The organism is Methylobacterium sp. Leaf466, from assembly GCF_001425565.1.
In the GTDB taxonomy this organism is placed as follows: domain Bacteria; phylum Pseudomonadota; class Alphaproteobacteria; order Rhizobiales; family Beijerinckiaceae; genus Methylobacterium.
The window spans coordinates 393,063-406,980 of the sequence record NZ_LMRC01000031.1; the positions used below are offsets into that span (position 1 = coordinate 393,063).

At 70.4% G+C, this 13,918-nt stretch carries 10 protein-coding genes and 1 tRNA gene; all 11 read left to right on the forward strand.

Going from position 1 to position 13,918, the window contains the following annotated elements:
- The first annotated feature begins 60 nt into the window (after positions 1 to 60).
- The 11 genes from ASG59_RS13305 (at position 61) to ASG59_RS13355 (ending at position 13,918) form a co-directional block, all read left to right on the forward strand.
- Positions 61 to 3,492: a helicase-related protein gene (locus ASG59_RS13305; RefSeq protein WP_056409308.1), complete on the forward strand. Its 3,432-nt coding sequence runs from the start codon at positions 61 to 63 to the stop codon at positions 3,490 to 3,492.
- Positions 3,493 to 3,509: 17 nt separating this feature from the next.
- Entirely contained in the window at positions 3,510 to 3,803 is a 294-nt protein-coding gene (locus ASG59_RS13310) for an RNA-binding S4 domain-containing protein (protein ID WP_055887810.1), read from the forward strand.
- A 224-nt stretch (positions 3,804 to 4,027) separates the two neighbouring features.
- On the forward strand, positions 4,028 to 4,366 hold the full coding sequence (gene fdxA / locus ASG59_RS13315; protein ID WP_055887807.1) for a ferredoxin FdxA: 339 nt from the start codon (positions 4,028 to 4,030) through the stop codon (positions 4,364 to 4,366).
- Positions 4,367 to 4,861: 495 nt separating this feature from the next.
- Positions 4,862 to 5,437, forward strand: coding sequence for a CarD family transcriptional regulator (locus ASG59_RS13320; RefSeq protein ID WP_055887804.1), 576 nt, complete (start codon positions 4,862 to 4,864; stop codon positions 5,435 to 5,437).
- A gap of 281 nt (positions 5,438 to 5,718) precedes the next feature.
- Complete coding sequence (locus ASG59_RS13325) at positions 5,719 to 6,591, forward strand: RNA polymerase factor sigma-32 (RefSeq protein WP_055887801.1); 873 nt, start codon at positions 5,719 to 5,721, stop codon at positions 6,589 to 6,591.
- Positions 6,592 to 7,088: 497 nt separating this feature from the next.
- Positions 7,089 to 7,796, forward strand: coding sequence for a 4'-phosphopantetheinyl transferase superfamily protein (locus ASG59_RS13330; protein WP_244475703.1), 708 nt, complete (start codon positions 7,089 to 7,091; stop codon positions 7,794 to 7,796).
- 97 nt (positions 7,797 to 7,893) lie between these two features.
- Positions 7,894 to 7,970: transfer RNA gene (locus ASG59_RS13335), tRNA-Pro, on the forward strand.
- An 87-nt stretch (positions 7,971 to 8,057) separates the two neighbouring features.
- The gene (locus ASG59_RS13340; protein ID WP_244475704.1) at positions 8,058 to 10,121 is read left to right on the forward strand and encodes a glycosyltransferase; all 2,064 of its coding nucleotides are present in this window, start codon (positions 8,058 to 8,060) and stop codon (positions 10,119 to 10,121) included.
- Complete coding sequence (locus tag ASG59_RS13345) at positions 10,118 to 11,206, forward strand: glycosyltransferase (protein WP_055887789.1); 1,089 nt, start codon at positions 10,118 to 10,120, stop codon at positions 11,204 to 11,206. Before ASG59_RS13340 ends, ASG59_RS13345 begins: the two co-directional genes overlap by 4 nt.
- Positions 11,207 to 11,486: 280 nt before the next feature.
- On the forward strand, positions 11,487 to 12,956 hold the full coding sequence (locus ASG59_RS13350; RefSeq protein WP_055887787.1) for a GumC family protein: 1,470 nt from the start codon (positions 11,487 to 11,489) through the stop codon (positions 12,954 to 12,956).
- Positions 12,957 to 13,120: 164 nt separating this feature from the next.
- Positions 13,121 to 13,918, forward strand: coding sequence for a WecB/TagA/CpsF family glycosyltransferase (locus ASG59_RS13355; RefSeq protein ID WP_082528750.1), 798 nt, complete (start codon positions 13,121 to 13,123; stop codon positions 13,916 to 13,918).

Sequence of the window (13,918 nt, forward strand, 5' to 3'; positions counted from 1 at the left end):
GCGCGATCCTCGATCTCCCGCGCCGACGGCCTCTTCGCCCCAAGGGACCGCTCCCTCACGATGACCCGCCGTTCCCTCCCCCCGCAGGCCCGCTCGCGCGGCGTCACGGCGGTGCTCGGGCCGACCAATACCGGCAAGACGCATCTGGCCATCGAGCGGATGCTGGCGCATCAGACCGGCATGATCGGCCTGCCGCTGCGGCTGCTGGCGCGGGAGGTGTACCTGCGCGTCGTGGCTCGGGTGGGGGTCGACAAGGTCGCCCTCGTCACCGGCGAGGAGAAGATCAAGCCGGACCGGCCGCGCTACTGGATCTGCACCATCGAGGCGATGCCGCGCGACCTCGACCTCGCCTTCGTCGCCATCGACGAGATCCAGCTCGCCGCCGACATGGACCGCGGCCACGTCTTCACCGACCGCCTGCTGCACCAGCGCGGCCGCGACGAGACCCTGCTGATCGGCTCGTCCACCATGCTGCCGCTGGTGCAGTCGCTGATCCCCGGCATCGAGACCACGACCCGGCCGCGCCTGTCGAAACTCACCTTCGCGGGCGACAAGAAGCTCTCGCGCCTGCCACGACGCACCGCCATCGTCGCCTTCTCGGCCGAGGAGGTCTACGCCATCGCCGAGCTGATCCGGCGCCAGCGCGGCGGGGCGGCGGTGGTGCTCGGCGCCCTGTCGCCGCGCACCCGCAACAGCCAGGTGGAGCTCTACCAGTCCGGCGACGTGGACTACCTCGTGGCCACCGACGCGGTCGGCATGGGCCTCAACCTCGATGTCGACCACGTCGCCTTCGCCGCCAATTGGAAGTACGACGGCACCCGCTTCCGCAAGCTGACGCCCCCCGAGATGGGCCAGATCGCCGGACGGGCCGGGCGCCACCTGTCGGACGGCACCTTCGGGTCCACCGGCCGCTGCCCGGGTTTCGAGCCCGAGATGGTCGAGGCCCTGGAGAGCCACAGCTTCGAGCCCCTGCGCGTCCTGCAATGGCGCAACCCGGACCTCGCCTTCGATTCTCTCAAGGCCCTGCAGGAAAGCCTCGACGAGCATCCGCACGAAAAGGGCCTGACCCGCGCGCCCATGGGCGAGGACCAGTCGGCCCTGGAAATCCTGATGCGCGAGGACGACATCCGCGACCTAGCGCAGGGACGGGCGGCGGTGCAGCGGCTGTGGGACACCTGCGGCGTGCCCGACTACCGCAAGGTCCATCCCCAGACCCACGCCGACCTCGTGGCCCAGCTCTACCGCTTCCTCATGCGGGGGATGGCCGGGCGCATCCCTGACGACTGGTTCGCCAAGCACGTCGCCATGATCGACCGCATCGACGGCGACATCGACGCGCTGTCCCAGCGGATCGCGCAGGGGAGGACCTGGACCTTCGTCGCGAATCGCCCCGACTGGCTTCGCGATCCCCTGCATTGGCAGGGCGAGACGCGTCGGGTAGAGGACAGGCTGTCCGATGCCCTGCACGAGCGCCTTGCGAGCCGTTTCGTCGACAGGCGCACCAGCGTCCTGATGCGGCGCCTCAGAGAGAAGACGATGTTGGAAGCTGAGATCACCGCCGGCGGCGATGTCACCGTCGAGGGGCAGCATGTCGGCCACCTGCATGGCTTCCAGTTCGTGCCCGATCCGGGCGCGGAGGGCCATGAGGCCAAGACCTTGCGCAGTGCCGCCGAGAAGGCCCTGGCCGGCGAGATCGAGGCGCGGGCCGAGCGGTTCTCGGCGGCGGCCGATTCCGTCGTCGTGCTGTCGCACGACGGCGTGATCCGCTGGACCGGCGACCCCGTCGCCAAGCTGACGCCCGGCGACAAGCTGTTCGAGCCGCACATCCGCCTCCTGGCCGACGAGCAGCTCACCGGTCCCGCCCGCGACAAGGTCGAGGCGCGGCTCACCGCCTGGCTCAAGGCGCATGTCGTGCGCCTGCTCGGGCCGCTGATGGAGATCGAGACCGCGGCCGACCTCGTCGGCCTGTCCAAGGGCATCGGCTACCAGGTGGTCGAGGCGCTCGGCGTCCTCGAGCGGTCGAAGGTGATGCACGAGATGCGCAGCCTCGACCAGGACGGCCGCGGCGCCCTGCGCCGTCATGGCGTCCGGTTCGGCGCCTACCACATCTTCCTGCCGGCCCTCCTCAAGCCGGCGCCGCGCACCCTCGCGGCCCAGCTCTGGGCCCTCAAGAACGGCGGCCTCGACCAGCGCGGCCTCGACGAGATCGCGCATCTGGCCGGCTCCGGCCGCACCTCGATCAAGGTCGACCCCGAGATCGCCAAGGGGCTCTACCGCGCCGCCGGCTTCCGGGTGTGCGGCGAACGGGCCGTGCGCGTCGACATCCTCGAGCGCTTGGCCGACCTGATCCGCCCGGCCATCGCCTACCGGCCCGGCACCACGGCGGGCGACGCGCCGGCGGGAGCGGCCGACGAGGATACCTTCGTGCCGACGGTGGGCATGACCTCCCTGGTCGGCTGCTCGGGCGAGGATTTCGCGTCGATCCTGAAGTCGCTGGGCTACGCGCCCGAAACCCGACCGGGTACGGCGATCACCGTGCCGCTGATCCCGGCGGCGGCCACCAAGCCGATCTCGCCGGCCGCCGCGGCCGAAGCCGGCGACGAGCCCCGCGATGGCGATATCGCTGCGGCGGCACAGGACGCCGAGAGCGCCCCCGAGCCGACCGCACCCGACGCGGAAGCGGGCGCGACCGTCGAGGAGATGCCGGTGGAGCCGGATGCGGTCGCCGCGCCCGAAGCGATCGCCGAGGCCGAAGAAACCTTCGCGCCTGAAGTAACCACCGCGCCAGAAGAGATCGCCGAGGCCGGCTCGCAGGTCGTTCCGGGCTCGACTCCCGATTCCGTCCTGCCCGACGAGACGCCGGCCGCGGTCGAAGAGGCCGTCGCCGAGACAAGCGCCGAAGTCGCATCGGACGATGCGGCGGCCGAGCAGGAGACGCCCGAGCCGGTAGCCGATGCGGCTGCGATTGCCGGCGATGTCGACGTGGTCGCCGGGGATGCCTCGTCGGAATCGGTCGAGGCTCCCGCCGAAGCGGAAGAGCCCGCTGCGGAAGGCGTGGTGACCGAGGTCTGGCGTCTCCAGCGCCAGCAGCGCAATCCCAACCCGCGCCAGAACCGGCCCCGTGGCGGACGCGATGCGCCGGCCTCGGCCGGTCGCGGCCCAGGGGCTGGCCGTCAGGACGACCGCGGCCAGCAGGATCGCCGCCCCGGCGCGGCCGGCGCTCCCGACAACCGGCGCAACCGCTCGGGCGAGGCACCCCGCCCCGGCGCGGAAGGCCGCGAAGCCCGGCCCGAGGGCGGCCGGCCGCAGCGCCGCGAGCGTTTCGAGCCGGGCCGCACCCGCCCCGAGCGCCGCGACGAGCCGCGAAACGCACCCCCGCGCGAGGACCAGCGGCCGGCCCGGCGCGAGCGGGCCCCGGACCCGGATTCGCCCTTCGCCAAGCTCGCCGCCCTCAAGGCGCAGCTTGAGGCGGGAGACGGCGGCAAGCGTTAGGGCGATCGCGGCGGGCGATGAAGGCCGACCGGCAGCGGCTCGACAAGTGGCTCTGGTTCGCGCGGTTCGCCAAGTCCCGCGCCTTGGCCGCACGCCTCGTCACCGACGGCTTCGTCCGGGTCAACGGCGTACGGGCGCAGAGCACGTCGCGGGCCGTGGCTTGTGGCGACGTCCTCACCGTGGCGGCCGCCCATGCCACCGCGACGGTCAGGATCCGCGATCTCGGGGACCGGCGCGGGCCGGCCCCGGAGGCGCGCCTCCTCTACGACGACCTGTCCGCAGGCGCCTCCGATCCGGCGACCAACGCGTGATGTGGGAGTACCGAGGGAGCGTACGGACCGGGACCTGCGCCGACCCGGCGCTTGTCACGTCGTTTGGCAGCGTCTAGAGCCCTGGCTGCCGAAGGAAAGCCGAAAACGGGCATCCCTCGGCCGAACCCGTTAACCGTCATGCAAGATCGCTGACGCACCATCCCGTGACCAAGTCCGAGGCGACTTGAGGGCTCCGGGCCACCGGATCGAGGACTGAAGGCTCAATGACCTACGTCGTCACCGAGAACTGCATCAAGTGCAAGTACATGGACTGCGTCGAGGTCTGTCCGGTCGATTGCTTCTATGAAGGCGAGAACATGCTCGTCATTCATCCGGACGAATGCATCGATTGCGGCGTCTGCGAGCCGGAATGTCCCGCCGAGGCGATCAAGCCCGACACGGAACCGAGCCTTGAGAGTTGGCTGAAGGTCAACGCCGACTACGCCAAGAGCTGGCCCAACATCACCCAGAAGAAGGACGCTCCGGGCGACGCCAAGGAGTGGGACGGCATCGCCGGCAAGTTCGACGCGCATTTCTCCGCCAATCCCGGCACGGGCGATTGAGGCAACCCTCGCGCTCGCCCTGTTGGCGACCGCGATGACGATCCGTCGACCGCGCTGCCGGCCCTCGCGCGCTCGCGGATGGCGGCCGGTGATGCTGCGGGTGCGTGCAGGACCGAAGCGCGAAATCCTGCCCGTTTCCCACCGCCCCGCCTGAACACGCTCCGGCAATCCTTTGATTTGCCATGCCGTTTGTGGTACACGGTGTGCCTGCCGTCGTTCGCGCCTGACGTGCTTTCTCCGACCGCTCCTGGTGGCTTCCAACGTCGTGTTGGGAAACGGATATCGCATGCGATCGACTGTGAGGATCGCCCCGGCGCCTCTCACGGTCCTTCATTCGTGAAGTCCGATCGACGGCAAGCCCAGGGAAACCCGGTGGCCTCCTGCGAGACTCGCAGAGGGCCGGCGGGTAGGGGCTCAGACCGGGTGACCCACCCCGGGCGACACGTTGCAGCGCGGGTTTTTCATACCGCGTGATGTTCTGGAGGCGCTTCTCGCATGACCACAGCTAAGAAGACGACGGCTGGCCGCCAAGGCTTCAAGACGGGAGAAGCGGTGGTTTATCCGGCTCACGGTGTCGGTCGCATCACGGCGATCGAGGAGCAGGAGATCGCCGGATACAAGCTCGAGCTGTTCGTGGTCTCCTTCGAGAAGGACAAGATGGTCCTGCGCGTCCCCACCGCCAAGGCCAACAGCGTCGGCATGCGCAAGCTGGCCGAGCCGGAACTGGTGAAGAAGGCCCTCGACGTGCTGACGGGCCGCGCCCGGATCAAGCGGACGATGTGGTCGCGCCGCGCCCAGGAGTACGAGGCCAAGATCAATTCCGGCGATCTCCTGTCGGTGACCGAGGTCGTGCGCGACCTGTTCCGGTCCGAGGCTCAGCCCGAGCAATCCTACAGCGAGAGGCAGCTCTACGAGGCGGCCCTCGACCGGATCGTGCGGGAGATTTCGGCCGTGAACCGGGTCACCGAGACCGAGGCCCTCAAGCTGATCGAGCAAAGCCTGGCGAAATCACCCCGTCGCGCCAAGGGTGAGGCCGAGCCCGAGGAAGACGTCCAGGAAGAAGCCGCCTGAGGGTCCCCCCGGCGAGCACCGGGTGAACGACGGGTCTGGAAATCCCGGCATCCCCCCGTCGTCCGACGGTTCGAATTCGACACAGCCCGGTGCGCGAGCATCGGGCTTTTTTCATCGCACGGTCCCGCGTCATCATGCCCCGTCGGCGAGACGCCCGGAACCATGGCTCCCGCCCTAGGTTGTCGCAGGCCTGACAAAGGTCTGAAGGTCGTCGTCTGTTCGCCCGGGAAACCCCGGTGGCCGCGACAGACGCGCTCGATGCAGGAAACGCGGAGGCGGGCATGGCGGATATCGCTGGGATACGTCGGCAGTTCATTCGTACCGCGATGGAGGCCCCCTTCCTCGCCCGCGACGAGGAACGCGGCCTCGCCGTCGCGTGGAAGGACAGCCGCAACGAACAGGCCCTGCACCGCCTCATCTCCGCCCACATGCGGCTCGTCATCGCCATCGCCGGCCGCTTCCGCCACTACGGATTGCCGATGGCCGACCTCGTCCAGGAAGGTCATGTTGGGTTGATGGAGGCCGCCGCCCGGTTCGAGCCGGAGCGCGAGGTACGGTTCTCCACCTATGCCACATGGTGGATCCGTGCATCGATCCAGGATTACATCCTGCGCAACTGGTCGATCGTCCGCGGCGGCACGAGTTCGGCGCAGAAGGCCCTGTTCTTCAACCTGCGACGCCTGCGTGCCCGTCTCATGCAGTCCACCGAGGAGCATGTGGGCGACGAGATCCACCGGCGCATCGCCACCGCCATCGGCGTGTCCCGCGAGGACGTGGCCCTGATGGACGCGAGGCTGTCCGGTCCTGACATGTCGTTGAACGCCCCCATCGGCGACGAGGGTGAGACCTCCTCCGAACGGATGGACTTCCTCGTCGACGGGGCCGACTTGCCCGACCAGACCGTCTCCGAATCCGTCGACGGCGAACGGCGCCTGACGTGGCTGAACGAAGCCCTCGCCGTCCTGTCGGAGCGCGAACTGCGCATCCTTCGGGAGCGCCGGCTCGCGGAAGACCAGGCGACGCTCGAGGCCCTGGGCCAGCGCCTCGGCATCTCCAAGGAGCGGGTTCGGCAGATCGAGAACCGCGCGTTGGAGAAGCTGCGCCGCGCTCTAGCGGAGCGTTTTCCGCAGACGGGCGGCAACGTCTACGGCTGACGTCGGGCAGCGCTCTACACCGGAACGCCGCGTTGCAATTTTATGACAGCGCCGTCCGCGTTTCATGAAAATCGAATTTAGCGGACGCCGTGGGGTGTACGCCTGCGACGGACCCGTGAAACCTGGGGGCCCTTCGACGCGGGTTCGCCATGACCGATCACTCCCCTTCCTGGACGCCGATCCTCTTGATCGTCGGCACCGTCCTGGCCCCCATGGTCGTCGCCGTGTCGGTCCCTTGCGACATGGGGTGGCCGGCTTTCTGCGGCTTGGTTTACGGCGTCGTGGCAGCATCCGAATGCGCGTATCTGGCGTGGCTCTTCCTCGGACGGTCGTCGTCGGCGCAAGCGGCTTGGCGGCAATCGGATTGGCACACGCACACTTGATGCGACGGCGACCGGACCGGGCGCCCGCGCCATTCGATCGTGGCCACCGGAAGGTCGGGACCTCGGCAGGTCCGGCCTTGCCCTGAGATGCGGGTCGCGAAGACGGCGGACGACGTGGCAAGCGGCGTCTGGGTCGTCGACCTCGCCCGTGAGCACCTGGGGCCTGCGGCCGTCAACGCCATCCTGTCGCCGGACGAGATCGCGCGGGCCGACCGCTTCCTGAGGCCGGCCGACCGCCGCCGCTTCCTCGGCAGTCATCTCGCGGTGCGGCTCGTTCTCGGGCGCGCCCTGGGCATCGATCCCGCTGACCTGGACTTCGCGGCCGGGCCGAACGGAAAGCCGGAGCTGAAGCCCTGTGGACGGGACCGGCTCGACTTTAACCTGTCGCACTCCGGCGATTTTGCGCTGATCGGCGTCTCGCGCCAGGGCGCCATCGGCGTCGACGTCGAAGTCGCACGCCCGATCGCGGACACCTTGCGCGTCGCGCACGCTCATTTCGCGCCGAGCGAAATCCAGACCCTCGAAGGCTGCACATCGGAGGCCCTTCCCGGCGCCTTCTTCGCATGCTGGACGTGCAAGGAAGCCTTCGTGAAGGCCACCGGCGCCGGTCTGTCGATGCGACTCGACCGGTTCGCCGTGACGATCCCTCCCGCACCGGCACGGGTCGTCTCCATCGATGGGGATGCGACGGCGGGGCGGACCTGGAGCCTGCACCGCCTCGCACCGGCTCCCGGCCATGTCGGCGCCGTCGCCATCGCGGCGCCCGATACCGCCTGCGAGGTGCTGCATCTGGAGCCCGGTTGGGCGCGGGCGCGCTGGTGAGGCCGCGGCGACGACAGTCGGGACGACCGCAACGATCCGCTTGCGGCGACCGACCGGGGTCGCTATAGCTCCGGGCGTCGGCGGCAACGCCGGCTGTCGGAGTGTAGCGCAGTCTGGTAGCGCACCACGTTCGGGACGTGGGGGTCGTAGGTTCGAATCCTATCACTCCGACCAATTTTCCCGCATACCGTTTCCATCGTCGCCGAATGCCTTGGGCGAGCCGGACACGGTTCTGAGGCAATCGGCCGTTTGGCGGGATACGTGCTGGCGACGGTCCCGGACCCTGGAACGGCGCGGTTCGGTGAGGCGGCGCACGGCGTCGCCGGGTGGCCGTTCGACGCCGAACCCTCCCCGCCTCTGCCCCTTGCCCTTCCCGACGGTAGTCCCTGGCCTTCGGTCACGGTCATCGTCCTGGAAGGGGGCGACGCCACCGGCCTTGCGGCGACACTGGCCGCGATCCACCGCCAGACCTACCCGGCACTCGACCATCGGATCGCCGCGGCGAGCCCTTCGACATTCGAACGCTCGGTCGCGGGCCGTGATGCCGATGCGGTGATCGTGCTGCGCGCGGGCGACCTCCTCGCACCGGATGCCGTGGCGGCGATGGCGTTCGAAGCGGCCATGACGGGTGCGCAGGTGGTGACCGGCCTGCGGGTCCTTTACGACCGTGCGGTCCTCGCCATCGACGTCGTCGCCCATCCCCCCGGCCGAATCGGCGCGACCGCCCTGGCGATACAGGACGCCGCCCCACCCGGCTTCGGAGAATGGCTCCTCGACCGGCGCGCCATTGAACGAGCCGGCGGCCTCGACCTGTCCGGCACGCAGCCGATGACGGACCTCTGGCGGCGCATGGCTGCTAACGGCGCCCGCCTCGCGCGGGTCGGCAGGCCGGTGGTGCTGCAGCGGGTCGACACCGAGGCCCATGGGGCGCACCCGCCGGCCGCCGGCCTGTCGATCGTCTCGCTCACCGACATCGGCTACACGGCCGGCGCCGGCATCGCACATCGCCGCCTCGCGGAGGCGCTGGGCCTGGCGGGCCACCGCATCGCCCACGTCAGGCTAGCCGACGAATCGCCGCCGGCCGCCGCCGAATGGACGGACGCCTTTCCACGCTCGGAACAAGCGATCCTCGCGGGCGGCCACGACCTCGTCCTCGCCGGCAACCTCCACGGCACCACCCGCAGCACCCGCGTCCTCGCCCGCCTGGGGAAGCACCTGCCGGTCGTCGCCGTCCTGCACGACCTGTTTCCACTCACCGGCCGCTGCGCCTTCCCCAAGGGGTGCGCGATCATCGCGAACGGCTGCAGCGCCGCCTGCCCGTCACCGGACTATTATCCCCAGTTGGCCCCGAGCCGGATCGCGCGTGCGCATGGCGACAAGCGTGACGTGCTGGTGGAGGCCGGCGCGCCCCTGCTCCTGGCCAATTCCGCCTGGACGCGAGAGGCGGCGCGCGATCTCGCGCCGGCCTCGACACGGATCGCCCAGATCGACCTCGCCTTCCCCACGGGCGTCTTTCGCCCCGGCGACCGCGCCGACCTGCGGCGCCGGCTCGGCCTGCCGCCGGACGACGTCATCGTGATGTTCGGGGCGGTGATCGTGGATGCACCGGGCAAGGGCTTTGCCGATCTGGTGGCGATTTTCCGTCGCGTGGCGAGGCCGGGCATCCGCTTCGTGGCGGCCGGGCGGCTCGACGATCCGTCCGTGTTCGGCCTGCCCGATCTCATCAGCACCGGGCCGATCGGCGACGAGGCGGTGCTGGCCGATTGGTACCGCGCCTGCGACGTCTACCTCACCGCCAGCCAGACCGAGACCCTCGGCCAGACGCCGATCGAAGCCGGGCTGTGCGGAACGCCGACGGTCGCCTACCGCTCCTGCGGCCTCACCACCGCCGTCATCGACGGCGTCTCGGGCCTCCTCGCCCCCACCGACCCGATGGCGCTCGCGGCCCTGCTCGCGCGGCTGATCGACGATGCCGGCCTGCGCCGCGATCTCGGCGCCTGGGGCCGCATCGCGCTGGAGAACCGCAACAGCTACGCGGCGGCGGCCCTGCGCTTCGACGACGTGACCCGCCGGGAGGGTTTCGCGGCCTCGAGCGCCCTCGGCGGCCGCGTCCGGCTGTCGCCTGATCTCCTGGGGTATTACGCCTTCGCCGCGCGCCGCCATCCGGGGGAGACGGGAACGGTGCCCGCCGACAGGGGTGCTGCCACGCGATACCTGCGCCGGGCCAAGCACGCCGTATTGGGGCGGGGAATGCCGCCGTGGCTCCGGCGCTTCCTCCACCTGGCCAGCCTCGCCCGGCGCCGCCTGAACGGGACGTCCCGATGACCAGCGCATCCGATCGCAGGCGGATCTATGTCGACCAGACCCACCTGCGCGGCCACGTCACCGGCATCGAGCGGGTGGCGATGGAGCTCGTGTCCTCGCAGACCCTGGCGCCGCACGAGGTGCGCGAGATCAGGAGCAGCGGGCTCGCCAGCCTCGTCGCCTGGCAGCAGGTCGGGCTGCCGGCCCTGGGCCTCGCCGACCGGTCGGCGCTCTTCGTCTTCCCCGGCTTCCCGCCCGGCCCCCTCAGCGTGCTCCTCGGCGAACGGTGCATCACCTACGTCTACGACACCTTTCTCATCACGCGGCCGCAGGAATTGAACTGGAAGAGCCGCGTCTACATGGCGCCGAGCTTCCGCTTCGCGGCGCGCTTCGGGCAGCGGTTCCTCGTCATCTCGCGTACCACCGGCGCCGCCCTGCGCGCCTTCTGCCGGGACGATGCCCTGGTCGCCCTGCTGCGGCCGCCGGTGCGCGATGTCTTCGGCCTCGCCGACATGAGCGGCCCGGCGGTCCATCGGCCCGGTGATCCCCTGCGCCTGCTGGCGGTGGGAACCATCGAACCACGCAAGGACTACCCGGCGGCCATCGCCATCGTCGCCGCCCTCAACGCCGCCGGCATGCCGGCCGAGCTTCACGTCGTCGGCCGGACCGGTTGGGGGCAGCATGCCTTCCTCGCCGATCCGCCTCCCTTCCTCACCCTGCACGGCTATCTCGACGATGCCGGGTTGAAGGCGCTGGCCGGGCGCTGCCACCTCCTGATCTCGACGTCACGCGCCGAAGGTCTCGGCCTGCCGCTGCTCGAACTCCAGCATGGCGGCATGCCGGTGGTGGCGCCCGAGGGCGAGGTCTTCGCCGAGGTGCTGGGTTCCTCCGGCCTCTTCATCGCTCCGGACGATCCGGGCAAGGCGGCCGCGACCCTGATCGAGGCGGTCCGGACAGGGCGGCTCGGCGAGCTGGCGGCCCGCGCCAGACCCAACGTCGCCCGCTGGAACGCCCTAGCCGGCGCCGACGCCGAACGCTTCCGGGCCTTCCTGGTTCGCGGCGTCGAGGCCTACGCGGACGATCCGGAGGCGGTGGTCGGGCCCTGATCGTGAAAAGGCCGCAGCCGCATCCCGCGACGGCCCTGCGGCGGGTCCGCCGCCGGTCATGCACCGGGGATCGCGATCTCGGTAGACGCACGCGTTGACCGGCCGGCGATTGTCGCCGCTCCTGTCCGACGGGGCGAGAGCGGAAGGCCGGCACGAAAACCATGGCACGCCCGATGCGAATTTTCGTGTGCAACTGGCGTCGGCAGGGCCGATCGTGCCGAAACGGCACGATCCTGCGTCTTGTGGAGAGTGGCGGCGTAGCGTTCGGGGACCACGGCAGATGTTCGATTTCGGAAACGACGTCAGGGGCGAACCGGTGACCATGGCGGCGCCGGCCGAGCCCGGCCTCGACGGCCGGGCGATCCTGCGGCGCCTGCGCCAGGGTTTCGGCTTCATCGTGCTGACGGCCTTGTTCATGGTCGCCGTGGCGGTGGCCGCCCTGACGATGCTGGCGCCCCGCTACGCCTCCGGCATCCAGATCCTGGTGGACCCCGCGGACCTGCGGGTGCTCGACAACGACATCAGCAACCGCACGCCACAGGCCGACAGCGGCGTCTCGCTCGCCGAGAGTCAGGTGCGGGTGATCCAGTCGGACAACGTCCTGCTGCGCGTCGTGCGCAAGCTCGACCTGGCCTCCGACGACGAGTTCCTACGGCCGCCCTCCACCAGCCCGCTGGTCAACAGCGTCAAGCAGGTGCTCGGCATGGAGCCGCCGCCGGGCGGCAGCGATCCGGTCAACATCGCCCTCGATTCCCTTCGGCTGAAGACCACCGTGCGCCGGCCCGAACGGACCTTCGTCATCGACGTCATCGTCGAGACGCAGGAGCCCGAAAAGTCTGCCCGGATCGCCAACGCCATGGGCGACGCCTTCTTCGCGGAGGAAGCCGCCGCGCGCACCGACATCGCCCGGCGCGCCTCGGAATCGCTCACCGGCCGGCTCGCCGCCCTGCGCCAGGCGGTGGAGGAGGCCGAGCGCAAGGTCGTGCGCTATCGCCAGGACAACAAGCTCGTCAGCACCAGCGGCCGGCTGCTGAGCGACCAGCAGCTCGGCGACCTCAACCAGCAGCTCGTCACCGCCTCGATCCGCACCGCCGAGGCCCGCGAGCGCCTTGACCAGGCCAAGCGGATGCGGGCTGGCGAGGCCGGGACCGCCCTGCCCGAGATGCTGCAATCCACCGAAATGCAGAACCTGCGCCAGCAATACGCGACGCTCTCGCGCACCACCGCCGAGCTCGCGACCCGACTCGGCGAGCGCCACCCGGCCATGGCCGAGCAATACGCCCAGCAGCGCGACCTCCAGCGCCTGATCCAGCGCGAGAAGGAACGGATCATCGACACGTCCAAGAAGGACTACGACCGCTCCGCGGCGAGCGAGGCCGCCATCCGCAAGAGCCTGGAGGGCGCCAAGGCCGAGACCGCCGCCAACGACCGCGCCAACGTGGGCCTGCGCGAACTGGAGCGTGAGCTCGACGCGCGCAAGGCGGTCTACGAAACCTTCCTGCGGCGCTCGCGCGAGACCAACGAACAGGAGCGGCTCAACAACGCGAACGTGCGCATCATCTCGTCGGCGACGCCGGCGCGGGTGCGCAGCTGGCCGCCCTCCCCCAAGGTGGTCCTGCCCCTCGCCCTCGGGGTCGGCGTGTTGCTCGGCGCCCTCATCGCGCTGTTCCTGGGCGCGGGTCGCGACCGCAAGCGCCGGGAACCGGACGTGGTGATCCCGGGCCGTAGCTTTCGCGCCGTCGACGCCTGACCCGTGGCCGGGGCGACGCGCCGCAGTGGCCCGATGTTCGCAACGGGCATTCCGTATTCCCGGCGGCGTCGATGGTGTTGGGGCCCTGGATGGAAGTCGGTATGGCTGGGCGCGCGCCCCGCAACGTCGACGGCGGATGCGTGCGGCGCGGTAGGATCGAATGAATGGGCCTGAAACTGTTCGGTCTCGACTTCACGAAGGGGAGCGCGCGGGAGGTGCTCGCCGCCGCCGCGGCTGCCGACCACGGCCGGCCGCGCCTCGTCGTGACCGCCAACATGGACCACATCATCAGCTTGTCCGAGAACGCCGCCTTCCGCCGCGCCTATGACGGCGCCGCGGCGCGGACCCTCGACGGGATGCCGCTCGTTTGGCTGGCGCTCCTGCGGGGGCAGCGAGACGCCCGCCGCGTCACCGGCCACGACATCCTCGCCGAGGCCCTGGGCGAACCCTGGACGCCGCAGCGCCGGGTCTTCGTCGTCTGTGCCAGCGAGCGGGTGGCCGACGCCGCCAGGGCCAGGATCCTGAGGGATGGCGGCACGCCGGACGCCGTGGCCGTGGCGGTCCCGCCGACCGGCTTCGAGCGGGACGCCGTCTACGGAGCCGATCTCGCCCAGCGCGTGAAGGCCCATGGCACCACGCTCCTCGTGATGGCGGTGGGCGCGCCGCGTTCCGAGATCTGGGTCGACCAGCACGGGACGGCGCTCGGGGCTCCCCTGGTCGTCGCGGTGGGCGACGCCTTGAGCGTCGCGGCGGGGCTGCAGACCCGGGCGCCGGTCTTCATGCAGCGCAACGGGCTCGAATGGCTGTACCGGTTCGCCCACGATCCCCGGCGCCTGTTCCACCGGTACTTCGTCCGCTCCTGGCGTTTCCTGGCGCTGATCGGAACGGAGTTCTCCGACGGACGAAGCGATCCTCCGGGACCGATGCGACCCAAGGCGGACCGCGTCTCCTCGAACCTGTGA

What these genes read in the sequence shown, in the direction of transcription:
- ASG59_RS13310 (WP_055887810.1), top strand. Translation starts at nt 3,510, where the DNA reads ATGAAGGCCGACCGGCAGCGGCTCGACAAGTGGCTCTGGTTCGCGCGG.
- ASG59_RS13345 (WP_055887789.1), top strand. Translation starts at nt 10,118, where the DNA reads ATGACCAGCGCATCCGATCGCAGGCGGATCTATGTCGACCAGACCCAC.
- ASG59_RS13350 (WP_055887787.1), top strand. Translation starts at nt 11,487, where the DNA reads ATGTTCGATTTCGGAAACGACGTCAGGGGCGAACCGGTGACCATGGCG.
- ASG59_RS13305 (WP_056409308.1), top strand. Translation starts at nt 61, where the DNA reads ATGACCCGCCGTTCCCTCCCCCCGCAGGCCCGCTCGCGCGGCGTCACG.
- ASG59_RS13320 (WP_055887804.1), top strand. Translation starts at nt 4,862, where the DNA reads ATGACCACAGCTAAGAAGACGACGGCTGGCCGCCAAGGCTTCAAGACG.
- ASG59_RS13325 (WP_055887801.1), top strand. Translation starts at nt 5,719, where the DNA reads ATGGCGGATATCGCTGGGATACGTCGGCAGTTCATTCGTACCGCGATG.
- fdxA (WP_055887807.1), top strand. Translation starts at nt 4,028, where the DNA reads ATGACCTACGTCGTCACCGAGAACTGCATCAAGTGCAAGTACATGGAC.
- ASG59_RS13355 (WP_082528750.1), top strand. Translation starts at nt 13,121, where the DNA reads ATGGGCCTGAAACTGTTCGGTCTCGACTTCACGAAGGGGAGCGCGCGG.